The sequence below is a fragment of the Ralstonia pickettii genome (assembly GCF_000607165.1).
GTDB classification, from domain to species: Bacteria; Pseudomonadota; Gammaproteobacteria; order Burkholderiales; family Burkholderiaceae; genus Ralstonia; species Ralstonia holmesii.
Genome location: NZ_JFZG01000026.1, coordinates 162,797 through 185,093 on the forward strand (window position 1 = coordinate 162,797; position 22,297 = coordinate 185,093).

The following is a 22,297-nucleotide window of genomic DNA, read 5'->3' on the forward strand; positions in this document are numbered from 1 at the left end:
GTCTCCGTCGGCTCAGCAACGCTCGGCCACGCGCATGATGGCCGAGCGCGCACGCGGGTTGGCCGACACCTCGGCCTCCGACGGCTTCACGCGGCCAAGCAGGCGCAACTGCGGCGCCGGCAGCTCATGCGCACGCAGCGGCGCCCGACGCAGTTCCGGCGCGGCGGATTGCTCCGGGCGCGCCAGGGCCTGCATAAAGCGCTTGACGATGCGGTCTTCCAGCGAATGGAAGCTGATCACGACGAGACGTCCCCCCTGTTCCAGGCGTTCAAAGGCGGCCTTCAGACCGGTTTCGAGGTCCGCAAGCTCTTGATTGACGTGAATCCGTAAAGCTTGAAAGGTGCGGGTCGCAGGGTCTTGGCCCTTCTCGCGTGTTTTGACGGCTTGCGCCACGAGCGCGGCAAGCTCGGATGTGCGATCGAGAGGACCTCGATCCCCGGATTGGCCCCGGCGAGCAACAATCGCCTTTGCAATCTGTACAGCAAACCGTTCTTCCCCATAGTCCCGTATCACCCTCGCAATGTCGCGCTCATCAGCCTCGGCCAGCCATTGGGCTGCGGTGATGCCGCGCGTGGTGTCCATCCGCATGTCGAGCGGGCCATCCATCCGGAACGAGAAGCCACGTGCGCCTTCGTCGATCTGCGGCGAGCTGATGCCGAGATCGAGCAGCACGCCGGCCACCCGTTCAATGCCGCGCGCATCCAGAGCCGAGGCCATCTGCGCGAAGCTGTCATGCTCAATAGCGAAGCGGGCATCCTCTACGGTGCCCGCTTCGGTGATTGCTGCCGGGTCCTTGTCGAAGGCGACAAGTCTGCCGCCGGGCCCCAGCCGTTTCAGGATGAGCCGGCTGTGCCCGCCTCTCCCGAAGGTTCCATCGATATAGATGCCGTCGTCGCGCCAGATGAGCGCATCGACCGCTTCGTCTAAGAGCACCGTCTGATGGCGCAGTCCCGTACTGGCTTGGGTTGTCATCGTGCGTCATCAAAAGGAGAAATTCTTGAGGGCGTCGGGCATGCCTTGCGCCATGGCGGCTTGCTCCTTCGCGGTGTACGTGGCGGCGTCCCAGACTTCGAAGTGGCTGCCCATGCCGAGCAGCATCACGTCACGTTCAAGGGAGGCAGCCGTGCGCAGTTCTGGGGTGATGAGGACGCGGCCGGCGGTATCGAGTTCGACATCGGCGGCGCTGCCCAGGAAGATCCGTTTCCACCAGTGGGCTTCCATCGGGAGCGCGGCGATGCGCTCGCGAAAGCGTTCCCACTCGGGGCGCGGAAACAGCATGAGGCAACCGTCCGGGTGCTTGGTCACAGTCACCCGGCCCTCGGCCTGCAGCTGGAGCGCTTCGCGGTGCCGCGACGGAATGGACATCCGCCCCTTGGCATCCAGCGTCAGCGCCGACGCACCCTGGAACACGTTGGTTTCTCTCTCCGTGTGGCGATTCGATCGCCACTCACCTTGCCGTCAACTGGCCTGCAAACGGCCTCTTTAAACCACAAAACTACACTTTCTGACACTGTTTCCCACTTTAGAGGAACGACTTTAGGCGGTCAAGGCTTGCGGAGGGCTGCGAGACGGAAAATTTGCAATCAGAACAATGACTTAGCGCACCCTCCCGGAGGAGACAAGTCACTTTTCCCAATCAAATGAAGGAGATAGCGTGGTTTATGCAGAAACCACGTGAGCGAATGGCGAGCGACCGCGCCCTCATACGAGGGCACAGACCGCGGGCGGCAAAGCTCGGGCGAATGGAGGAGCCAGCGCCGTGTCGTCGGGCCGTCGACCCGCCACACGCGCGTCAGATGCGATAGGCGGCGGTGGTCATGACGCGTGACGCGGCACGCATGGCTTGGCGGATCGGCGCAGGCAGATCAATGCCACCGGCCTGGCGCGCATTGTCGCCGTGGCGGATTTCGTCGTCGCGCATCTGGGCGACGATGGCGCGCGAGCGTGTGTCCTGCTCGGGCAATGCATCGAGATGGCCGTCGAGGTGATGCTCGACCTGGCGCTCGGTTTCGGCGACGAAACCAAGGCTGATCTTGTCGCCGAGGCGTCCGGCCACCGCGCCGATGGCGAAAGCGCCGGCATACCACAGCGGGTTGAGCAGGCTTGGGCGGTCGTTCAGTTCCTGTAGGCGCTGGGCGCACCAGGCGAGATGGTCTTCTTCTTCGCGTGCGGCTTCGTCGAGCTGGGCCCGGATGGCCGGGTCCCGGGCAAACAGCGCTTGCCCTTGGTACAGGGCCTGCGCGCAGACCTCGCCGACATGGTTCACGCGCATCAGGCCGGCAGCATGGCGGCGGTCGGCCTCAGAAGGCTTGGTCGCGTTATCGGTCCTGTCCGCGGAGGTGGACACGATAACGGCGTCAGCAGGGTTCGGTCGGCTGGCGCGGGTGACGCCTGCCACAGCGCGCAAAGCGCGGTCGAATTCGGGGATGAAGCGGTCGAGCATAGGTACGGGCACCGCCGGCAATGGCGTGCGGCGCGATCGCCATTGTAAAGCCGGCACCGCGCGGCACATTGCCTCCGGTCAGAACCTGGTAGACCAAACACTACTGTACGGGATAACCCTGTTGGCGCGGGGATCGCATCTAAAACCGCAAGGAATCGAGCACGCCTATCGCCGATCTATTTCAAATTCGGAAACAGCCTGTTGCCGAGATCAGACAGCAAACGCGCGTTTACGAACATTCGTTCGCAAATTTCGACCGAGCCCAGTACCGCGTTGCTACATTAGTCAGCGACTTCGTTTGAAAGTCATGGGGCGGGAAGACGAGAACGGAGGGTCTGCCTGCCACTGAACTCAATAATTAAAGATCTGGAGACCGACCGATGAAGAAATCGCTGCTGGCATTGGCAGTGCTGGGCACGTTTGCGGGTGTTGCGCAGGCTCAGTCGAGTGTGACGCTGTATGGCGTGGTCGACGCGAACGTCGAATACGTCAACCATGAGCAGGCCGTGACTGCGGCGGGGGTTGCCATTCCGGGCAGCAGCGGATCGCGCCTTGCGATGCAGGCGGGCGGCCTGTCTTCAAACCGCTGGGGCTTGCGCGGCGTTGAAGACATCGGCGGCGGGCTCAAGGGCCTGTTCGTGCTGGAATCGGGCTTCGGTATGGACACTGGCACGCTGCAGCAAGGTGGCCGTCTGTTCGGCCGGCAGGCGTTTGTGGGCTTGCAGGGCAACTGGGGCAAGATCACTCTGGGTCGTCAGTACACGACGATCTTCGACATGATGGCGAACTTCTCGCCGAGCGGTTATGCCACGCAGTGGGAGCCGGTGGTCGGCCTGCTGGGTGCGAACTTCCGCGAAGACAACATGATCAAGTACGGCGCTGCATTCGGTCCGCTGACGGTCGAAGCCCACTGGGCGTTCGGCGAGCGCACGGGCAGCAACACGGCCAACTCGGCCTACGGCGCCGGCGCGAACTACTTCGCTGGCCCGTTTGGCTTGGGCGTCGCGTATGACGAAGTGAAGGTGCTGACGGCCGCAGAAGCCCTGGGTCTGTCGGGCGGCAACGAATATGCCCGCGACAAGCGCGCTGCCATTGCAGCCAGCTACACCACGGGCCCGATCAAGGTGATGGCAGGCTTCCGTTATGGCAACACCGAAGCGCCCTCCAGCGGCGCCACGGCAGCACTGACGCCGCACCGCGACGACCTCTACTGGCTGGGCGTGAACTACCAGGCCACCCCGGCACTCGGCCTGACGCTGTCGTACTACTACGACAACATCAAGGAAGCGACCATCGGCGGCGCCACGATCAACCCGCGCAATCCGCAGCAGTGGAACTTCATTGCTGATTACAACTTCTCGAAGCGCACCGACGTGTACCTGACGGCCGCGTATTCGCGCAATGGCTCGCTGAACTGGGATTCGATCGGCTACGTGACCAACCCGGCAACGGGCGCACAAACGTCGGTAGGCTATCTGCCGGCTGCATCGCAGACGTACTTCATCACGCCGAACTCGGATAACCAGGTCGGTGTGGCCGTGGGTGTGCGCCACAAGTTCTGACGCACGCTTTGGTTTTTGCCCGCCGCCCCTCTCCTTGGCGGGCGCAGGAAGGCACCTTCGGGTGCCTTTTTGCATGGCCGCGCGCTATGCTCCTGCGTTCGAGCCCGCCGCCGGACAGCAAGACGGCAACACAACAGCGAGCGGCGCTTCATAACGACAACAACGCGAACCTTACCGGAGACCCGCATGTCCTCTTCGACATCTCCAACCATGGCGCCCGCCGCCCCCGGCGCGGCCGCCGACGCCAGCCGCTCACGCATCGTCTTTGCGAGCTTCATCGGTACGGCCATCGAGTTCTACGATTTCTATGTCTATGCGACAGCCGCGGCGCTGGTGATCGGCCCGGTGTTCTTTCCGCATGGGTCTGCCACAGCCCAAGCGCTGTCGGCGTTCGTCACGTTTGGCATCGCGTTTATTGCGCGGCCGATCGGCTCGTTCCTGTTCGGCCACTTTGGCGATCGCATCGGGCGCAAGTCGACGCTGGTGGCGTCGCTGCTGGTGATGGGCATTTCGACAACGCTGATCGGGCTGGTGCCGGGATACGACAGCATCGGCACGCTCGCACCGATCCTGCTATGCGTGCTGCGCTTCGGGCAGGGCATCGGCCTGGGCGGTGAATGGGGCGGCGCAGCGCTGCTGGCCACGGAAAATGCGCCGGCCGGCAAGCGCGCGTGGTTCGGCATGTTTCCTCAGCTCGGCCCCTCGGTCGGTTTCCTGGCATCGAACGGCCTCTTCTTCGGGCTGGCGATCGCACTGTCGGACGAGCAGTTCCGCAGCTGGGGCTGGCGCGTGCCGTTCCTGGTCAGCGCAGTGCTCGTGGCGCTGGGCTTGTATGTGCGATTGAAGATCGCCGAGACCCCGGCCTTCCAGGCCGCCATCGATCGGCAGGAGCGCGTGAAGGTGCCCGTGGCCGAACTGCTGGCGCACCATTGGTGGCCGACGCTGCTGGGCGCGCTGGCCATGGTGGTCTGCTACACGCTGTTCTATATCTCGACGGTGTTCTCGCTGTCGTACGGCGTGGGCACGTTGCACTTCTCGCGCCCGAGCTTCCTGGGACTGCTGTGCCTGGCGGTGGTGTTCATGGGGCTGGCGACGCCACTGTCGGCGTGGGCGTCGGACCGCTTCGGGCGCAAGCCGGTGCTGATCGTCGGCATCATCGCGGCCATTCTGTCGGGCTTTACGATGGCGCCGCTGCTGGGCAGTGGCCAAACGCCGCTGGTAGCGCTATTCCTCATCGTCGAGCTGTTCCTGATGGGCGTGACCTTCGCGCCGATGGGTGCGCTGCTGCCAGAACTGTTTCCGACCAACGTGCGCTACACAGGCGCCGGCGTGTCGTACAACCTCGGCGGCATTCTCGGCGCGTCGATTGCGCCGTATATCGCGCAGAAGCTTGCCGAGCAAGGTGGCCTGAGCTGGGTGGGCATGTATGTGTCGGCCGCCGCGGTGGTCAGCCTGATCGGTGTGCTCTGCATGCGCGAGACGCGCGATACCCGGCTGATGTAAGGCCCCCCCATAGCAACGCGCTTAATCCCACGAGTGGCGGCCCGAGCGACCACGCTTGACGTCGCCACGCGCGCGCTTGCCTTCCAGACGGCGCGTCTTGGAAGCTCGCGTAGGCTTGGTGGCGATGCGCGACTTCGGCACCGAAAGCCCCGTCGCAATGAATGCGGCCAGACGTTCACGGGCGTCCTGGCGATTGCGGTCCTGCGTGCGAAACCGTTGCGCATCGATCACAATCATGCCTTCATCGGTCAAGCGCCGGTCGCGCTTTCCCAACAGGCGAGCCCGCAATGCCTCCGGCAACGACGGCGATTGGGCGATGTCAAAGCGCAACTCCACCGCCGTCGATACCTTGTTGATGTTTTGCCCCCCCGCCCCGCTTGCGCGCACAAAGCGCTCGACCAGCTCGGACTCAGGAATGGACAATTGGGGAGTGATTTCGAGATCGGTGCCGGGCATTGGGGCATTGTAGGAAGAACCGGGTTTTTCTGGAGATCAGCGTATGTATCGCGGAGAACGTTTCAACGGCTTCAGCCACCTCGCCGGGGCCATCCTTGCCGCCGGGGGCATGGCCGTTCTGGTAACGTCATCCGCCCTGCACCACGACGCGTGGAAGGTCGTCAGCTCCGTGGTGTACGGCACCACGCTCGTCCTGCTCTACACAATCTCCACGCTGTATCACAGCCTGCGCGGCCCCGCCAAAAGCATCTTCCAGCGGCTGGACTATTGCGCCATCTACCTGTTGATCGCCGGTAGCTACACACCGTTTGCGCTAGTGACGCTGCGCGGCCCCTGGGGCTGGGCGCTGTTCGGCATCAACTGGGTGCTGGCAGCCATCGGCATTGCACAGGAACTCTGGATCGGCCACCGCACGCGCCTGTTCTCACTGCTGATCTACGTAGTGATGGGCTGGCTGGTGCTGATTGCCATGGGGCCGCTGGCAGCCGCGCTGCCTGCGCCGGGCCTGTGGTGGCTGGTAGCGGGTGGCGCGCTTTATACGACGGGCATCGGCTTCTTTCTCTTTGACGAGAAGGTGCGGCACTTCCACGGCATCTGGCACCTGTTCGTGCTGGCCGGCAGTGCGTGCCAGTTCGTCAGCATCCTGCTGTACGTCGGTTGATACGCTATGAAAAAAGCCGCGACGAATCGCGGCTTTTTCTTTACAGCTACGCAGACTCAGGCACGCTTTTTCATCGCTTCGTCGCGCAGTTCGCGGCGCAGGATCTTGCCGACGTTGGTCTTCGGCAGTTCATTGCGGAACTCGATGAACTTCGGACGCTTGTAGCCGGTGAGCTGTTCCTTACAGAACTCCTGCAGCTTCTGCTCCGTGAGCGTCGGATCGCGACGCACCACGAACAGCTTCACCACTTCGCCGGAATGCACGTCGGGCACGCCCACGGCGGCCACTTCCAGCACGCCCGGGCACATCGCCACCACGCCTTCGATCTCGTTCGGGTACACGTTGAAGCCCGATACCAGGATCATGTCCTTCTTGCGATCGACGATCTTGGTGTAGCCGCGCTCGTCCATCACGCCCACGTCGCCGGTCTTGAAGAAGCCGTCGGCGTACATGACCTTGGCGGTCTCGTCCGGGCGCTTCCAGTAACCGGCCATGACCTGCGGGCCACGGATGCAGATTTCGCCCGGCTGGCCGATCGGCTGATCGCGGCCTTCGTCGTCGCGAATGGCGATTTCAGTGCCCGGAATCGGCAACCCCACGGTGCCCGAAAACTTGTCGGTATCGGTCGGGTTGCAGATGGCCGACGGCGAGGTTTCCGACAGACCATAGCCTTCGATGATCGGGCAGCCCGTCACCTCGAGCCACTTTTTGGCAACGGCTTCCTGCACCGCCATGCCGCCGCCGTTGGCCACGCGCAGGTTGGAGCAATCGACGTCCTTGAACTCGGGGTTGTTCAGCAGCGCGTTGTACAGCGTGTTCACGGCTGGGAACATGTGGAAGCGGTACTGCTTGAGCACCTTGATGAAGCCGGGGATGTCGCGCGGGTTCGGGATCAACACCGCCAGCCCGCCCTTGCGCATCGACAGCAGGCAGCACACCGTCAGCGCAAAGATGTGATACAGCGGCAGCGCCGTGATGGTGATGATTTCTTCGTCGGCAGCCAGCATGCGGCCGTCGCGGCCGGGCTTGGTGAGCGCCGGGTTCATCCACGCTTCCGATTGCAGCACGTTGGCAACGATGTTCCGATGCAGCAGCGTCGCGCCCTTCGACACGCCGGTCGTGCCGCCTGTGTATTGCAGGAAGGCCACGTCGTCGGGCCCGACGGAGGTCGGCTTGAGCGTCTGCTTGGTGCCCTCTTGCAGCGCGGTGTTGAAGCGGATGCAGCTGGGCAGTTCCCACGCCGGCACCATCTTCTTGACGCTGCGCACGACGAAATTGACCAGCATGCCCTTGAGCCCGCCAAGCATGTCGCCCATGCTGGCCACCACGATGTGCTTGATCGGTGTATTGGGCAGCACCTGCTGTAGCGTCGTCGCGAAGTTCTCCAGGATGATGATGGCCTCGGCGCCACTGTCCTTGAGCTGGTGTTCCAGTTCGCGCGGGGTGTAAAGCGGATTGACGTTGACGACCACATAGCCGGCGCGCAGCACGGCGGCTAGAGCCACCGGGTACTGCAGTACGTTCGGCATCATCAGCGCAACACGTGCGCCAGGCGCCAGGCCACGCGATTGCAGCCACGCCGCAAGTTGGCGCGAGAGCGTATCCAGCTCGCCGTAGGTCAGCACCTTGCCCATGCATTCAAACGCACGGCGGTTGCGGTTCTTCTGGAAAGAATCCTCAAGCAGATGGGCCAGTGATCGATACTGCGATGCATCGATCTCGGCCGGCACCCCAGCGGGGTACTGCTTCAGCCACGGCTTATCCATGGGTGTGTCTCCTGGCGATTGTCGATTTTTTCGAATGGTCGTTCGTTTTTTTCGGCATCCTACGCGGATGTCTGTGTCAAAACAATAACTTAGACAGTTCCCTCAGCCGGTCCAGGCTGCTTGAAACTGGTGCAGAAAACGATCTTGGCATCACTTTTGCGTGATGCCCTCCGACTTGGCCATCGCCGCAGGCGCGAGCACCCGCAGTGCTGCCTCGCGCTGCTGTTTGGATTCGCGCGCCATGGCTTTGACGTCGGCATAGAAGCGCGCCCAGTCGCCGCCGTCGCGGTGGTACAGCGCCGTGAACGCCGGCACCCATTCCAGGTAGCTCGCGACCGCGCCCAGGTGCGCGTTCGACAGCGGCTGCGCAAACCAGCGGTCGTAACCGGTATAACCGCCCCAGCTTGCTTTGAGCTTGGCGTAATCCGCCTGCAGGCTCGCGAAGATGGCGCGTTTTCCGGCGCGTTTCTCATTGTCTGAGACGGGGCTCGCATACAGCGCCTCGAGCCGGTTGCGGTACTCCAGCAGCAGGGCGCGGAATTGTACGCGCCGGGCGTCGTACGTAGCGTATTCCGCGCGAATTTCCGGGGTGGCGGCATCGGCCAGCCAGCGTTCGACGCCAATGGTCTCGACGGTGGTAGCAAACGATTCGTTGAACGCCGTATCGCCCTTGGCGTAGACGATCTGATGCGCCAGCTCATGAAAAATCAGCCGCGCCAGCTCGCCTTCGGGCAGGCCGACGAAGGTGTTGAGCAATGGATCGTCGAAATAACCCAGTGTGGAATACGCAGGAATGCCGGCCACATCCACGTCAAGGCCTTGGGCGCGCAAGGTATCGGCGTAGGCCATGGCGGCGTTGCGGTCGTAATACCCGCGATAGGTCACGCAGCCGACGACAAGAAAGCACCATTCCTTGAGCTTGACCGACAGTTCGGGTGCGGCAAATACGTTCCACACCGCAAAGGGGCGCTTGAGATTGGCGTAGACGCGATAGCTGCCGTTGTCGGGCAAGCCCAGCTCGCGCGAGGCATAGATGCGAATGCTGCGCGCATCTTCCAAGCGCTTGGCGAGCTTGTCGTTGTGGGCCTGCCGCGCGTTGTCGATGGCTTGGTCGATCGACTCGCGCTGCGCCATCAGCGAGAGATGTCCGCTGACCGACTGGTAGTAATAGCCAACGGTGTCGCAGCCGGCCAGCAACGCCGAACCGGCAAGCGACAGCGCAAGGCACAGCGCGCGTGCGGCACGCATGATGGCCTCGTCAGGCGGCCTGTGCCAACGGCGCGACCTCGACCAGGCAATCGTAGAACGTAGGCGCACGCCCCATGTCGGTCAGCCGCTGGCTGGTCAGCTCGTTCGCGTTGGTGCCATCGGGTGCGAGCTTTTTCCACCAGATCGACAGGCCGACGACCACGCCGCGCCGCGCACGGTCGGTCACGCGGGCGCGCGCCTGCATGGTGCCGCGATCGTTGAAGATGCGGACCAGTTCGCCATCGACGACACCGCGTGCATTCGCGTCGTCTGGGTGGATGTCGAGATGCGGCTCGCCTTCGGTGTTGCGCAGGCTGTCGACGTTGACGAAGGTGGAGTTCAGGAAGTTGCGCGCCGGCGGCGAGATCATCGACAGCGGATAACGCTTGGCCAGCTCTGGCGTGCTGATCGCCGACTCATGCGGCGGCACATAGCCGGGCAGCGGGTCGAGTCCGTCTTTGGCCATCTGTTCGGAATAGAACTCGCAGCGGCCGGACGGCGTGCGATAGCCGCCACGTGCCAGCGGCGCGGCCGGGTGCGCCAGCTTCTGCCAACCCTCGCGCTTAAGCGTGGCCCAGTCGATGTGCGCGGCGGCTGGGTCGTCACGGCGAACGGCCTGGGCGGCGATGTCGTCGTCGGAATCGGCAAAGCAGGTGTCGTTAAAACCCATGCGTTGCGCGAGACGGCGAAAAATCTCGGTGTTCGGCAGCGACTGGCCCATTGGCGCAATGGCAGCGTTGTTGGCCAGCACGTAGGTGTGGCCATAAGCCTTGTGCACATCGACGTGTTCGAGCTGCGTGGTCGCGGGCAGCACGATGTCGGCGTAGTCGGCCGTGTCGGTCTGGAAATGCTCGAGCACCACGGTGAAAAGGTCTTCGCGTGCAAAGCCCGCGGCGACCTTGCGCGAGTCCGGCGCCACCGCCACCGGGTTGCTGTTGTAGACCACCACCGCCTCGACCTTCGGCCCGAACGACGCATCGCCTGCATGCAGCAGCGCATCGCCGATGGTGCTCATGTTGATCGTGCGCGGCATGCTTGGCCACGTCGGCAGCAAGTCAGGGCGCTGCAGCTTCGCATTGTCGATAGGGAAGAAGCCGGACGTCGACAGTTGCAGGCCGCCCGCCGCATCGCGCCACGCGCCCACCAGCGACGGCAGGCATGCGACCGCGCGCACGCCCTGCCCGCCGCCATGCGCGCGCTGCATGCCGTAGTTCAGGCGAATCGCCACCGGTTGCTTGTCGCGCACGACGGTCGTGCCGTACAGCTTGGCGAGCCACTCGATATCCGCCGCGTCCACGCCGCACAGCGTGGCCGCATATTCCGGCGTGTATTGCTGCGCGCGCTCACGCAGCGCATCGAAGCCCAGCGTATGGTTGGCGATGTACTCGTGGTCGAGCAGGTCATCACGGATCAACACGTGGATCATCGCCAGCGCCAGCGCCGCATCTGTACCGGGGCGCACCGCCAGATGGTGATGGCACTTCTCCGCCGTCAGCGAGCGATACGGATCGATGGCGACGAGCGTGGCGCCGCGCCGTTTCGCTTCCTGCGCGCGTGTCCAGAAATGCAGGTTCGACGCGATCGGATTGGCGCCCCAGATCAGGATGAGCTTGGCATCCTGCACGTGCTCGATGTCCATGCCAAGGCTTGCGCCATACGTGTAACGCAGCGCCGTCGCGCCGGCCGATGCACAGATCGTGCGATCGAGCAGCGACGCCCCGAGCTTATGGAAGAAGCGCGCGGCCATGCTCTCGCCCTGCACCAGGCCCATCGTGCCGGCATAGCTGTACGGAAGGATGGCCTCCGGATTGCGCGCCGCGATGTCGCCCAGGCGCGTGGCGATGGTGTCGATGGCCTCGTCCCACGAGATCGGTTCGAACTTGCCCTCGCCCTTGGCGCCCACGCGCTTCATCGGCGTCAGCAGGCGGTTCGGATGGTACGTGCGCTCTGCATACCGATTGACCTTGGTGCACAGCACGCCGGCCGTCGTCGGGTGGTCCGGATCGCCCTGCACGCGGGTGGCACGGCCGTCCTCGACGGTGACGAGCAAGGCGCAGGTGTCGGGGCAGTCGTGCGGGCAGGCGGCACGGATGACTTGGGTGGACATCAAGGGGCTCCGGATTGGGTGGCGGCTGGCGCATGTCGGTGTCATCGCCCAGCCGCAGGTATCCGGAAATTGTAATCGCCCGCTAGGGGCTTCGCAGCGGTGTGGAGCCGCGCGTGACGAGCCGCCCCGTGAGCAACACGCGACGCGTCGGCAAGGCCGGCTGCGCGAGGCGGTCCTGCAACATCGCCATTGCCATGCGGCCGATGTCGTAGACCGGCTGTTCGATCACGGTGATGCCCGGGCCGGCGAGTTCCGTCCAAGGCTCATTGTCAAAGCCCGCCACGGCGATGTCGCGAGGCACATCCAGCGAAAGCCGCCGCAACGCACGCAGCACGCCGAGCAGCGATTGCGCGTTACTCGCAACCAGCGCGTCGGGCCGCTCACGTTCTGCGCCGGACAGCCAGGCCAGCGTCTCGGCCTCCGCCGCCTCGGCAGTGGGCAGGATGAAGCGTGCCTCGACGGTCATGCCGTGGCGCGCCAGCGCCGTCGCAAATCCGGCCTGACGCTCAGCGCCCGTGCTGCTGGTCCGCCCGAACAAGCCGCCGATACGCCGGTAACCCTGCGCGGCGAGATGCTCGGCCAGCGCTTGCGCGGCCTGCTGGTTGTCGAGCACCACGGCATCGGTCCCACAGGCCGGGCCCGCTCGGTCGATCAGCACGACCGGGTAGCCGAGGTGCACCGGTTGCTGCGCTTCGGCAATGCTGCGCGTCGGCGAGAGGATGACGCCGGTCACGCGCTCCTCTTCCATCAGGCGCAGGTACATCGCTTCCTTCTCAGGGTCTTCGTCGGAATTGCAGAGGATGACGCGCAGGCCGGCGGCATAGGCCGCGTCTTCCACCGCCCGGCTGACGCTGGTGAAGAACGGGTTGCGGATGTCGGACACGATCAGCCCGACGGTCTGCGCCTGCTGCGAGCGCAGCCGCCGCGCCGACAGGTTCGGCCGATACCCGGACGCTGCCACCGCCGCATCGACACGCCGGCGCAGTTCTGCGCTCACGGGGCCGCCGGCGAGCGCGCGTGACACCGTTGCCACCGACACCCCCGCCGCCGCCGCTACGTCCTTGATTCGAACCGTCATGCTGAAATCGTTTCCAAAGAAAGCGTCATCATAGCGAATGACCGCATTACCTCCAATCTCTCGCTCTCCTAGGGAAAACCCCGTAAATACTGGGATGAGCGTCACTTTGTGTGGCGCCGCACATTGACACTCGCACTGTAATCGATTTCAATTCGCGATCATCGACGACACGCATGCCGGGCCTTGGAGCACGGCAGCCGCAGGAGACCCCGCCGCATGGCTTCCGCCCTGATCTGCGCCGAACGCATCCGTCTGCAACAACGCGCCACCGACAAGGAAAGCGCCATCCGCGCCGCCGGCCAATTGCTGGCCGACGCCGGCTGCATCGACCCCGCCTATATCGACAGCCTGCTGCGCCGCGAGACCGTGGCCAACACGTTCCTCGGTCACGGCGTCGCCATTCCTCACGGCATGGGCGAGGACCGCCACCTGATTCATCAGACGGGCATTGCGGTGCTGCAATTTCCCGATGGACTGGAGTGGCACCCTGGGCAGACCACGCACCTCGTGTTTGCCATTGCCGCGCAGTCGGACGAGCACATCACGCTGCTGCGCCGGCTGACGCGGCTGCTGAATGACGACGCACGCCTGCGGCAGCTCTTCACCACGCAGAACGCCGAAGAGCTTGTTGCCGCGCTCTCTAGCGACGCACCCGCGCCCGCCACCAGCACGCCCGGCTCGGACCTCGCCGAGCAGCGCACCTTGACGCTGGAATACCCGAGTGGCCTGCACGCCCGCCCGGCCGCGCAGTGGGTGGAAACCGCTCGCCGCTTTGCCGCGCGCGTGCAAGTGCGGCATGGCGACGAAACCGCCGACGCAAAGAACCTGGTGGCGTTGCTGCAACTGGGGCTTGCAGTTGGCGCCAAGCTCACCCTCTCTGCGGAAGGCCCCGACGCGGGTGCCGCGCTCGACGCCCTCCAGCAAACCATCCGGGGCCTGACGGCACAGGAACGTGCCCAGGTCGCACGCGACACGCAAGCAGCCCGCACGCGCCACACCGCGCACGGGTGGCAAGCCGACGCGGCGTTGCCGGCCATCGGCGGCATTGCGGCGAGTCCCGGGCTGGCGATCGGCCCCATCCACGTGCTCCAGCACGGCGCGTCGACCGTGCCTGATCACCCGGTCGCACTGACCACCGGCGGCGATCTGCTCGATCAGGCGCTGGCCAGCACGCGCGCCGAGCTGGAAGCCCTAGCACGCGACACCGCCGCCCGCCTGGGCGAAGCGGAAGCGGGTATCTTCAAGGCCCAGGCCGAACTGCTGGGCGATACCGACCTCATGACGCTGACGTGTCAGGCCATGGTCGAGGGGCATGGCGTGGCGTGGTCCTGGCATCAGGCCGTCGAACGCTTGGCCGAGCGGCTGGGCGCGCTCGGCAACCCGCTCCTGGCAGCGCGCGCGGCGGATTTGCGCGACGTGGGGCGGCGCGTGCTCGGCCATATCGATCCGTCGCTGCGCAGTGCAGCGCAGACACTGCCGGACACGCCCTGCATCCTGGTTGCGGCGGATCTCTCTCCCTCGGATACGGCGGCACTCGATACGCGACGCATCATCGGCATCGTCACTGCGCAAGGCGGTCCGACCTCGCACACGGCCATCCTGACGCGCACGCTGGGCATCCCGGCCGTCGTGGCCGCCGGCCCTGCAGTACTCGATGTGGCCACGGGCACGCAAGCCATCATCGACGGCACCGGCGGCCGTCTGGTGCTGGATCCCGATGCCGCCAGCATCGCCAGCGCCCGCGCCTGGCTGCAGCAAGACGCCGCCCGTGTGCAGCGTGAGCAGGCAGAGCGCGGCTTGCCCGGCCGCACACGTGACGGCCACACGGTCGAGATCGCCGCCAACGTCAACCTGCCCGCGCAGGCGGTCGAAGCCATCACGCTCGGCGCGGAAGGCGTTGGCCTGATGCGCACCGAATTCCTGTTCCTCGAACGCGATCACGCGCCCGACGAAGACACGCAATACGCCGTCTACGCCGATATGCTCAACGCCCTCGGCGGTCGCCCGCTGATCGTGCGCACGCTGGACATCGGCGGCGACAAGCAGGTCCCGCATCTGAACCTGCCGACGGAAGACAACCCGTTCCTCGGTGTGCGCGGTGCGCGCCTGCTGTTGCGCCGGCCCGACCTCATGGAGCCGCAACTGCGAGCGCTGTACCGTGCCGCCCGCGATGCTGGAGAGGCGACTGCGTTGTCGATCATGTTTCCGATGATCACCTCATTGGAAGAAGTGACGTCACTGCGGGCCGCATGCGAGCGTATCCGCGCTGAACTCGACGCGCCGGTGGTGCCGCTGGGCATCATGGTGGAGGTACCAGCCGCCGCGCTGCTGGCCGATCGACTGGCCGAGCATGTCGACTTCTTCTCCATCGGAACAAACGACCTCACGCAATACACGCTGGCGATCGATCGCCAGCATCCTGACTTGGCGGCCGAGGCCGACAGCCTGCACCCGACGGTGCTGCGCCTGATTCAGCAGACCGTGCAAGGCGCCGCACACCACGGGCGCTGGGTGGGCGTATGTGGCGGCTTGGCGGGAGACCCGTTCGGCGCGCTGCTGCTCACCGGTCTTGGCGTGCATGAACTGTCGATGAGCCCGCGCGATATTGCCCCGGTCAAGGCGCGGCTGCGTGAGGCGCACATCCGCGCGCTGTCGCAGCTCGCCGAACGGGCGTTGGCGTGTGCGTCCGCCCAGGAGGTGCGTGCCCTGGAGACCACGTTGCCGATGCAAGCCGGTGGTAAGGAGATGGCCGCATGAGCAAGCAGCCGCGCATCGTCACCGTCACGCTCAACCCGGCCATCGACATGACCATCGGTCTGGAGCGCCTTGAACGCGGCCGCGTCAACATCGGCCGCAGCGTCACGCAACAGGCCGGCGGCAAAGGTGTCAACGTCGCAGCCTGTCTGGCCGATTGGCGGGTGCCGGTGATCGCCACGGGCCTCCTCGGGGACGCCAATGCCGAGCTGTTCGAAGCGCTGTTTGCGCGCAAGGGCGTGCTTGATGGCTTCTGCCGCGTGCCCGGCACCAATCGCACCAACATCAAGATCAGCGACCAGGCAGACGGGCAGACCACCGACATCAATCTGCCAGGCATCGACGCCACGTCCGCCGAGTTCGACGCGCTGTGCGACCGCATCGACGCATTCGCCGACATTGCGGGCGCGGCGCTGTGCGGCAGCCTGGCCGGGGGCTTGCAGCCCGATAGCTACCTGAGATTGCTGGCGCGGCTGAACCGCCGCGGTGTCCCCACCTTGCTCGATACGAGCGGCGCCCCGCTGGCGCAGGTGCTGGCCGCGCCGCGCGAGGCGCTGCCGACGGCCATCAAGCCCAACCGGCACGAACTGGAACTGTGGGCAGGCACAGCGCTGCCCACGCTGGCTGAAACGGTGGACGTGGCGCGCGCCATCCATGCGCTTGGCGTGGCGCAGGTCATCGTTTCACTGGGCGAGGACGGCGCGCTGTTCGTCACAGAGGAAGGCACGTGGCAAGCAGGCCTGCCGCCGGTACGCGCCGCCAGTACCGTCGGCGCGGGTGACGCCATGGTCGCCGGCGTGCTGGCCAGTTGGCATGCCGGTGCTGGCATGGAAGAGACCGTGCGCCTTTCGGTGGCCTTTGCCGCATGCAAGTTGCAACGCCTGGGCCCGCACCTCCCGGCCCCGGGGCAGGTACGCGAACGCGCGGCCGCCGTCCAGATGCAGCGCGTGGCCTGACGCCGCGTACATCGCATCGCCACACGCTCAACGCATTCAAGGAGCCGATCATGGCAAACCTGCTGGCAATTCTCGGTGCGGATGGCCGCACCACCCGCGCGATGCTCGCCGGTGCGGCACTGCGCCATGCGGCGCGCGAATCGGGCTACAAGCTCGACGTGGACGTGCGCGGCCCGGACGCCGCCTCGGTCGTCAACACGGCGGCGCTCACCACCGCCGAGGCCGTCGTCTGGGCTGGTCTCTCGCCCAATGAGGCGGCTCGCCACGCCAATCCGCGCATGCTTGAAGTCACGCTGGACGAAGTGCTGGCCGATGCCCGGGCCGTGCTGGCGCGCATGATGCACAACGCCCCGCCCGCACAGAAAGCCGGCGTGCAAGCTCAACGCATCGTCGCCATCACATCGTGCCCGACCGGCATCGCCCATACCTTCATGGCCGCCGAGGCGCTCACGCAGGCGGCCGGCGCGCTTGGTCACACGATCCACGTAGAAACGCAGGGCTCGGTGGGCGCACAGAACACGTTGTCGGCCGATGCCATCGCGAGTGCGGATCTCGTGCTGATCGCCGCCGACACGCAGGTAGACCTGTCACGCTTTGCCGGCAAGCGCGTCTTCCGCGCCGGCACGAAGGCCGCCATTCACGATGGGCAAGCGCTGATCCGCCGCGCCTTGGAAGAGGCGTCCGTGGAAGGCAGCGGAACAGCGCAATCAGGAGGCACCGCTGCCGCCGCTGCCGAACAGCAGCGCACCGGCCCTTACAAGCACCTGATGACCGGCGTGTCGTTCATGCTGCCCTTCGTGGTGGCGGGGGGCATTCTGATCGCGCTAGCGTTTGCCCTGGGCGGCATCTACGTGACGGACCCTTCGGCCAGCCACACGCTGGGCGGCGCGCTGTTCCAGATCGGTGCCAAATCGGCGTTTGCCTTGATGGTGCCTGTGCTTGCCGGATACATCGCCTATTCGATCGCCAGCCGGCCGGGTATTGCCCCCGGGATGGTCGGCGGCATGCTGGCCGCCAGCCTCGGGGCCGGGTTTCTTGGCGGCATCGTGGCCGGGTTCGTCGCCGGCTATGGCACCGAGGCACTCAACCGTTGGCTGAAGTTGCCGCGCAATCTGGAAGGGCTGAAACCGGTGCTGATTCTGCCGGTGCTCGGCTGCCTGCTGACGGGCCTGGTGATGCTGTATGTGGTCGGTGCGCCAGTCGCCGCGCTCCTCGCCTCCCTCACGAGCTGGCTGCGGGGCATGCAAGGCGCCAACGCCGTACCGCTGGGCGCACTTCTGGGCGGCATGATGGCCTTTGACATGGGCGGCCCCATCAACAAGGCCGCGTATGCCTTCAGCACGGGGCTGATCGGCGCACAGGTCTACACGCCGATGGCGGCCACCATGGCGGCAGGTATGACGCCACCGCTGGGCATCGCTCTGGCTGCATGGCTGTTCCCCTCGCGGTTCACCCGAGACGAACGCCAGGCGGCAAGGGCCACCGCCGTGCTCGGCCTCGCCTTCATCAGCGAGGGGGCGATCCCGTATGCGGCCCGGGACCCATTCCGCGTCATTCCCGCACTTGTGGTGGGCTCCGCCTGCGCGGGCGCCCTATCGATGCTGTTCGGGGTGGAACTGCGCGTGCCGCACGGCGGGGCATTCGTGCTGCCGATCCCGAACGCGGTGACGCACCTGGGGGGCTATGTGGTGGCGCTGGTGGCCGGCACCGTTGTTACCGCCGTGTTGCTTGCAGTGATGAAGCGCCGGGTGACTGAAGCCGCCTGAAACGGCGCCCCGTGTGAAGGAAGCCGTGCACATCGTGCGGCTTCTTTGTCTCAAAAACGCTCAAAAGCGACGCTGGCCGCCCGATTCTGTTTGCCTCCCCAGCCCGTTTAGCTATGATGCCGGGCAAATCAACTCTCGGGGGAGAGCAATGCAATCTCGCAGAATCACCGAACTGATGGCCATGTTCGCAGCGGGCATCATCGGCATAGCGTCAAGCGGCGCGAGCGCCGAGACGGGCGTGAGCAACGACGCGATCATCGTCGGCCAATCGGCGCCGATGAGCGGGCCGGCGGCGCAACTCGGTCAACAGATGAACCGCGGCGCTCAGCTTTACTTCAATGCCGTCAACGCGGCAGGCGGCGTCAACGGACGCAAGATCGAGCTGAAGGTGCTCGACGATTTCTACGAACCCGATGCGGCTGCCCGCAACACCAAGACGCTGATCGAAGACACCAAGGTCTTCGCCCTGTTCGGCTATGTTGGCACGCCTACGAGCCTGGCAGCGCTGAAGATCGCCAACCCGGCCGGCGTGCCGTTCTTTGCGCCCTACTCCGGCGCCTCGGCGCTGCGCGAGCCCTTCGCACGCAATGTGTTCCACGTGCGCGCCAGCTACAACGATGAAACCGCCGCCATCGTCCAGCAGATCCACACCACTGGGCTGAAGCGCATTGCCGTGGTCTATAACGACGATGCCTACGGCAAGGCCGGCCTGGACGGTGTGCAACGCGCGCTTAAGCTTCCCGCCAACCAGGGCGTGTCGCTGGCGGCACAGGCCAGCGTGACGCGCAACACCACCGACGTGAAGGGTGCAATCGGCACCGTGCTTGCACAAAAGCCGGACGCCATCGTCGTCATCAGCGCTTACCAAACGGTGGCGGCGTTGGTAAAAGGGGCGCAGGAACAGGGCTACGCTGGTCAGTTCTACAACGTATCGTTCGTCGGCACCAAGGCGCTGGCCAATACGCTGGGCAAGGCCGGCGGCGGCGTGATCATCTCGCAGGTGATGCCGTATCCGTATAGCGGTGCATCGCCCGTGGTGCGCGACTACCAGAAGCTGCTTAAATCCGACGGCATTACCGATTTCGACTACGGAAGCATCGAGGGCTATGTCGCGGCGCGCGTCTTTGTTGAAGGTCTCAAGCGTGCTGGCCGCGACCTGACTCGCGAGAAGTTCATCGGTGCGCTGGAGTCGATGGGCAACTACGACGTGGGCGGCTTCAACGTGAACTTCTCGCCCTCCAACCACGTGGGCTCCAAGTTTGTTGAGATGACGATCATCAACTCGAACGGTCAAGTGATCCGCTGAACGCGCATCGTCCAAAAGAAAAAAGCCGGGCTACATGCCCGGTTTTTTTCGCTCAAGCCGGTTGTGTCTGCCGCTGCGCGAGCCGCCGCATGAACGCCTCGCACTGCGCAATCTGCGCGAGTTCGATGTACTCGTTAGGCTTGTGCGCCTGCTCGATATTGCCTGGACCGCACACCACAGTCGGGATGCCCGCGCGCGAGAACAGTCCGGCTTCTGTCCCATAGTCGACCTTGCCGACCGTGCCCCGGCTATCAGCCAACGCTTGCGCCAGCGTCACCAGCTCGTGCGATGGCGCAATCGACAGGCCCGGCGTGTTCGCCTTCATGGCGAAGCTGATGTCAGCATCGGCAGAAATCTCGCGCATCTGCGGCAGCAACGTCTGTTGCGCATAGCGCTCGACCTCGCCGAAAAGCCAATCAGGATCGGTACCCGGGAGATAGCGGAAATCGAAGGTAAATTCGCAATCGCGCGGCACCACGTTGGTGGCAATGCCGCCCTTGATCGTGCCCGTGTTCAAGGTGGTGTGCGGCACGACAAAGGCGACATCGCGTGCCTCTTCCGCCGCCAGACGCGCGGCTAGCGAGCGAATATGCGCAATCAGCAGCGCCGCAAACTCGATGGCATTCACGCCCTGCGGCGTCAACGCGGAATGCGCTTCCTTGCCGCGCACGCAGCATCGATATTCGCGCTTGCCCTTGTGCGCAATGATGGCGCGCATCGACGTGGGTTCGCCGACGATGCACCCCGCAGGCTGAATGCCGCTGGCCTCCAGATCACGCAGCAGGCTGCGCACGCCCACGCAGCCGATCTCCTCGTCGTACGACAGCGAGAGATGAAAGCTGGCATCGCCCTCCACCGCCATGAACGCGGGCACATTCGCGAGCGCCACGGCAATGAAGCTCTTCATGTCGGCCGTGCCGCGCCCGTACAGGCGGCCATCGCGGATCTGAGCATCGAATGGGTTCGTCTCCCACGACTGGCCATCGACGGGCACCACATCGGTATGCCCAGACAGCACCAGCCCTGGCTTGCTGCCTGGTGATAGCGTTGCAAACAGGTTCGCCTTGCCGCCCGTTGCGTCATACGTGAGTCTGCAGTCCGCCCCCTGGGCTTGCAGGCGATCGCGCACCCACTCGATCAGGCCAAGATTGGAGTTGCGGCTGACCGTATCGAACGCCACCAGGGTGCGAATCAATTGCAGAACTTCGTCGGAAGGGTGCGGTGCAGCAGCGATGGCGTCGGCAGACATGATGGGGGTCGGGTCGTTCACGTAGCGCTCGAGAACTGCGGCGGGCGGGGGGATATCGGCGGCGCGCCGTTAATTGGCGGACCTCCAGTGTAGGCGTTTCAGCCGCTCGGCTTTGACTGTAAGCGAGAGCGCACAAGCCATCGCGTGAAGAATCCATACGAAACTGCATGGACAGATCAAGCAATTGGCTGATGGCCGGTCGGAAATCGCCCTTCGGCGTATGATCGAATGTGATTCCGAACTTTCAGCCAGAACACGAGCATCTCATGAAGCTGATCCCAGAAATCCAAGCCGCGCAGCCCGAGATCCAAGCGCTGCGACGCGACATCCACGCGCACCCCGAACTCTGCTTCGAAGAGCAGCGCACTTCCGATCTGGTCGCCGCGAAGCTCGCCGAATGGGGCATCGAAGTGCACCGGGGCCTGGGCAAGACCGGCCTGGTCGGCGTTATCCGCAACGGTGAGGGCAAGAGCATCGGCCTGCGCGCCGATATGGACGCACTACCGCTCGCCGAGGCCAACCAGTTCGAGCATCGCTCCAAACACGACGGCAAGATGCACGCGTGCGGCCACGACGGCCACACGGCAATGCTGCTCGGCGCTGCACATTACCTGTCCAAGCACCGCAATTTCAGCGGCACCGCAAACCTGATCTTCCAACCCGCCGAAGAAGGCGGCGGCGGCGCACGCGAGATGATCAAGGACGGCCTGTTCGATCGCTTCCCGTGCGACGCCGTCTTTGGCTTGCACAACTGGCCGGGCGTGCCGGTCGGCGCATTCGGCACACGCGCCGGCGCGCTAATGGCATCGAGCAACGAGTTCCGCATCACGATCAAGGGAAAGGGCGCGCACGCCGCGCTACCGCACAACGGCAACGATCCGGTGTTTGTCGGGGCTCAGGTGGTATCGGCACTGCAAGGCATCATCACGCGCAACAAGCGCCCGATCGACACCGCAGTCCTCTCCGTCACACAGTTCCATGCCGGTGACGCGACCAACATCATTCCGAACGAAGCTTGGATAGGCGGCACGGTACGCACCTTCTCCACCGAAGTCCTCGACTTGATCGAGCGCCGCATGGAAGAAGTCTCTAGGGGCATCGCCGCCGCATACGATTGCACGATCGACTTCGTCTTCCACCGCAACTACCCCCCGACTGTGAACACGGAAAATGAAACGCAGTTTGCGGCGGCTGTGATGCGAGAGCTGGTGGGCGCAGATAACGTGGAAGCCAATATCGATCCGACCATGGGCGCCGAAGATTTCTCGTTCATGCTGATCGAGAAGCCTGGCTGCTTCGCCTTCATTGGCAACGGCGACGGCGACCACCGCGAGCAAGGCCACGGTCTGGGCCCGTGTATGCTGCACAATCCAAGCTACGACTTCAATGACGAGTTGCTGCCGCTGGGCGCGACATATTGGGTTCGCCTAGTCGAGAAATTC

The 22,297-nt window shown here is 64.8% G+C and carries 17 protein-coding genes; 8 read left to right on the forward strand and 9 right to left on the reverse strand.

From position 1 onward, the window contains the following. Positions 1-12: 12 nt before the first annotated feature. From rsmH to coq7, 3 genes are all read right to left on the reverse strand, one after another. Positions 13-972 carry a 16S rRNA (cytosine(1402)-N(4))-methyltransferase RsmH gene (gene rsmH, locus BG83_RS0124305; RefSeq protein ID WP_024979190.1) on the reverse strand — a complete coding sequence of 320 codons (960 nt, stop codon included), beginning with the start codon at positions 970-972 and terminating at the stop codon, positions 13-15. Between the two features lie 9 nt (positions 973-981). Beyond that, on the reverse strand, positions 982-1,410 hold the full coding sequence (gene mraZ / locus BG83_RS0124310; protein ID WP_024979191.1) for a division/cell wall cluster transcriptional repressor MraZ: 429 nt from the start codon (positions 1,408-1,410) through the stop codon (positions 982-984). A gap of 382 nt (positions 1,411-1,792) precedes the next feature. After that, positions 1,793-2,443 (reverse strand): 2-polyprenyl-3-methyl-6-methoxy-1,4-benzoquinone monooxygenase, encoded by a 651-nt coding sequence (gene coq7, locus BG83_RS0124315; protein ID WP_024979192.1) that lies wholly within the window; start codon positions 2,441-2,443, stop codon positions 1,793-1,795. 380 nt (positions 2,444-2,823) lie between these two features. On the opposite strand from coq7, the gene BG83_RS0124320 reads away from it, so the two are divergent. Together BG83_RS0124320 and BG83_RS0124325 are read left to right on the forward strand one after the other, a co-directional pair. Further along, positions 2,824-4,005: a porin gene (locus BG83_RS0124320; RefSeq protein ID WP_024979193.1), complete on the forward strand. Its 1,182-nt coding sequence runs from the start codon at positions 2,824-2,826 to the stop codon at positions 4,003-4,005. A gap of 186 nt (positions 4,006-4,191) precedes the next feature. Beyond that, complete coding sequence (locus BG83_RS0124325) at positions 4,192-5,508, forward strand: MFS transporter (RefSeq protein ID WP_024979194.1); 1,317 nt, start codon at positions 4,192-4,194, stop codon at positions 5,506-5,508. A 21-nt stretch (positions 5,509-5,529) separates the two neighbouring features. Here the strand turns inward: BG83_RS0124325 and arfB are convergent, their stop codons facing one another. Beyond that, positions 5,530-5,964 (reverse strand): alternative ribosome rescue aminoacyl-tRNA hydrolase ArfB, encoded by a 435-nt coding sequence (arfB, locus tag BG83_RS0124330; protein ID WP_024979195.1) that lies wholly within the window; start codon positions 5,962-5,964, stop codon positions 5,530-5,532. A 43-nt stretch (positions 5,965-6,007) separates the two neighbouring features. Here arfB and trhA point away from each other — a divergent pair, with 43 nt between their 5' ends. Then, a complete protein-coding gene (gene trhA / locus BG83_RS0124335) occupies positions 6,008-6,625 on the forward strand; it encodes a PAQR family membrane homeostasis protein TrhA (protein ID WP_024979196.1) in 618 nt (205 codons plus the stop codon). A gap of 56 nt (positions 6,626-6,681) precedes the next feature. Here trhA and BG83_RS0124340 read toward each other — a convergent pair whose 3' ends face one another. From BG83_RS0124340 to BG83_RS0124355, 4 genes are all read right to left on the reverse strand, one after another. Further along, positions 6,682-8,391: a long-chain fatty acid--CoA ligase gene (locus tag BG83_RS0124340; RefSeq protein ID WP_024979197.1), complete on the reverse strand. Its 1,710-nt coding sequence runs from the start codon at positions 8,389-8,391 to the stop codon at positions 6,682-6,684. 150 nt (positions 8,392-8,541) lie between these two features. Next, entirely contained in the window at positions 8,542-9,639 is a 1,098-nt protein-coding gene (locus BG83_RS0124345; RefSeq protein WP_024979198.1) for an aminopeptidase, read from the reverse strand. Between the two features lie 10 nt (positions 9,640-9,649). After that, the gene (locus tag BG83_RS0124350) at positions 9,650-11,746 is read right to left on the reverse strand and encodes a molybdopterin-containing oxidoreductase family protein (protein ID WP_024979199.1); all 2,097 of its coding nucleotides are present in this window, start codon (positions 11,744-11,746) and stop codon (positions 9,650-9,652) included. A gap of 82 nt (positions 11,747-11,828) precedes the next feature. After that, positions 11,829-12,824 (reverse strand): LacI family DNA-binding transcriptional regulator, encoded by a 996-nt coding sequence (locus tag BG83_RS0124355; RefSeq protein ID WP_024979200.1) that lies wholly within the window; start codon positions 12,822-12,824, stop codon positions 11,829-11,831. 216 nt (positions 12,825-13,040) lie between these two features. On the opposite strand from BG83_RS0124355, the gene ptsP reads away from it, so the two are divergent. The 4 genes from ptsP (at position 13,041) to BG83_RS0124375 (ending at position 19,606) form a co-directional block, all read left to right on the forward strand. Then, complete coding sequence (gene ptsP / locus BG83_RS0124360) at positions 13,041-15,581, forward strand: phosphoenolpyruvate--protein phosphotransferase (RefSeq protein ID WP_024979201.1); 2,541 nt, start codon at positions 13,041-13,043, stop codon at positions 15,579-15,581. After that, positions 15,578-16,534 (forward strand): 1-phosphofructokinase, encoded by a 957-nt coding sequence (gene pfkB / locus BG83_RS0124365; RefSeq protein WP_024979202.1) that lies wholly within the window; start codon positions 15,578-15,580, stop codon positions 16,532-16,534. Before ptsP ends, pfkB begins: the two co-directional genes overlap by 4 nt. 50 nt (positions 16,535-16,584) lie before the next feature. Continuing rightward, entirely contained in the window at positions 16,585-18,300 is a 1,716-nt protein-coding gene (locus BG83_RS0124370) for a PTS fructose transporter subunit IIC (RefSeq protein WP_024979203.1), read from the forward strand. Positions 18,301-18,448: 148 nt separating this feature from the next. Beyond that, positions 18,449-19,606, forward strand: a complete 1,158-nt coding sequence (locus tag BG83_RS0124375; RefSeq protein ID WP_024979204.1) for an ABC transporter substrate-binding protein — start codon at positions 18,449-18,451, stop codon at positions 19,604-19,606. Positions 19,607-19,658: 52 nt separating this feature from the next. Here BG83_RS0124375 and argE read toward each other — a convergent pair whose 3' ends face one another. Then, positions 19,659-20,855: an acetylornithine deacetylase gene (argE, locus tag BG83_RS0124380; RefSeq protein WP_024979205.1), complete on the reverse strand. Its 1,197-nt coding sequence runs from the start codon at positions 20,853-20,855 to the stop codon at positions 19,659-19,661. A 266-nt stretch (positions 20,856-21,121) separates the two neighbouring features. On the opposite strand from argE, the gene BG83_RS0124385 reads away from it, so the two are divergent. Continuing rightward, the coding region (locus tag BG83_RS0124385) for a M20 aminoacylase family protein (RefSeq protein WP_024979206.1) at positions 21,122-22,297 on the forward strand (1,176 nt) is incomplete at its 3' end.

Coding starts and splice junctions, on each gene's coding strand:
- rsmH (WP_024979190.1), bottom strand. CDS start 972: ATGACAACCCAAGCCAGTACGGGACTGCGCCATCAGACGGTGCTCTTA.
- coq7 (WP_024979192.1), bottom strand. CDS start 2,443: ATGCTCGACCGCTTCATCCCCGAATTCGACCGCGCTTTGCGCGCTGTG.
- BG83_RS0124320 (WP_024979193.1), top strand. CDS start 2,824: ATGAAGAAATCGCTGCTGGCATTGGCAGTGCTGGGCACGTTTGCGGGT.
- BG83_RS0124325 (WP_024979194.1), top strand. CDS start 4,192: ATGTCCTCTTCGACATCTCCAACCATGGCGCCCGCCGCCCCCGGCGCG.
- arfB (WP_024979195.1), bottom strand. CDS start 5,964: ATGCCCGGCACCGATCTCGAAATCACTCCCCAATTGTCCATTCCTGAG.
- trhA (WP_024979196.1), top strand. CDS start 6,008: ATGTATCGCGGAGAACGTTTCAACGGCTTCAGCCACCTCGCCGGGGCC.
- BG83_RS0124340 (WP_024979197.1), bottom strand. CDS start 8,391: ATGGATAAGCCGTGGCTGAAGCAGTACCCCGCTGGGGTGCCGGCCGAG.
- BG83_RS0124345 (WP_024979198.1), bottom strand. CDS start 9,639: ATGCGTGCCGCACGCGCGCTGTGCCTTGCGCTGTCGCTTGCCGGTTCG.
- BG83_RS0124350 (WP_024979199.1), bottom strand. CDS start 11,746: ATGTCCACCCAAGTCATCCGTGCCGCCTGCCCGCACGACTGCCCCGAC.
- BG83_RS0124355 (WP_024979200.1), bottom strand. CDS start 12,824: ATGACGGTTCGAATCAAGGACGTAGCGGCGGCGGCGGGGGTGTCGGTG.
- ptsP (WP_024979201.1), top strand. CDS start 13,041: ATGGCTTCCGCCCTGATCTGCGCCGAACGCATCCGTCTGCAACAACGC.
- pfkB (WP_024979202.1), top strand. CDS start 15,578: ATGAGCAAGCAGCCGCGCATCGTCACCGTCACGCTCAACCCGGCCATC.
- BG83_RS0124370 (WP_024979203.1), top strand. CDS start 16,585: ATGGCAAACCTGCTGGCAATTCTCGGTGCGGATGGCCGCACCACCCGC.
- BG83_RS0124375 (WP_024979204.1), top strand. CDS start 18,449: ATGCAATCTCGCAGAATCACCGAACTGATGGCCATGTTCGCAGCGGGC.
- argE (WP_024979205.1), bottom strand. CDS start 20,855: ATGTCTGCCGACGCCATCGCTGCTGCACCGCACCCTTCCGACGAAGTT.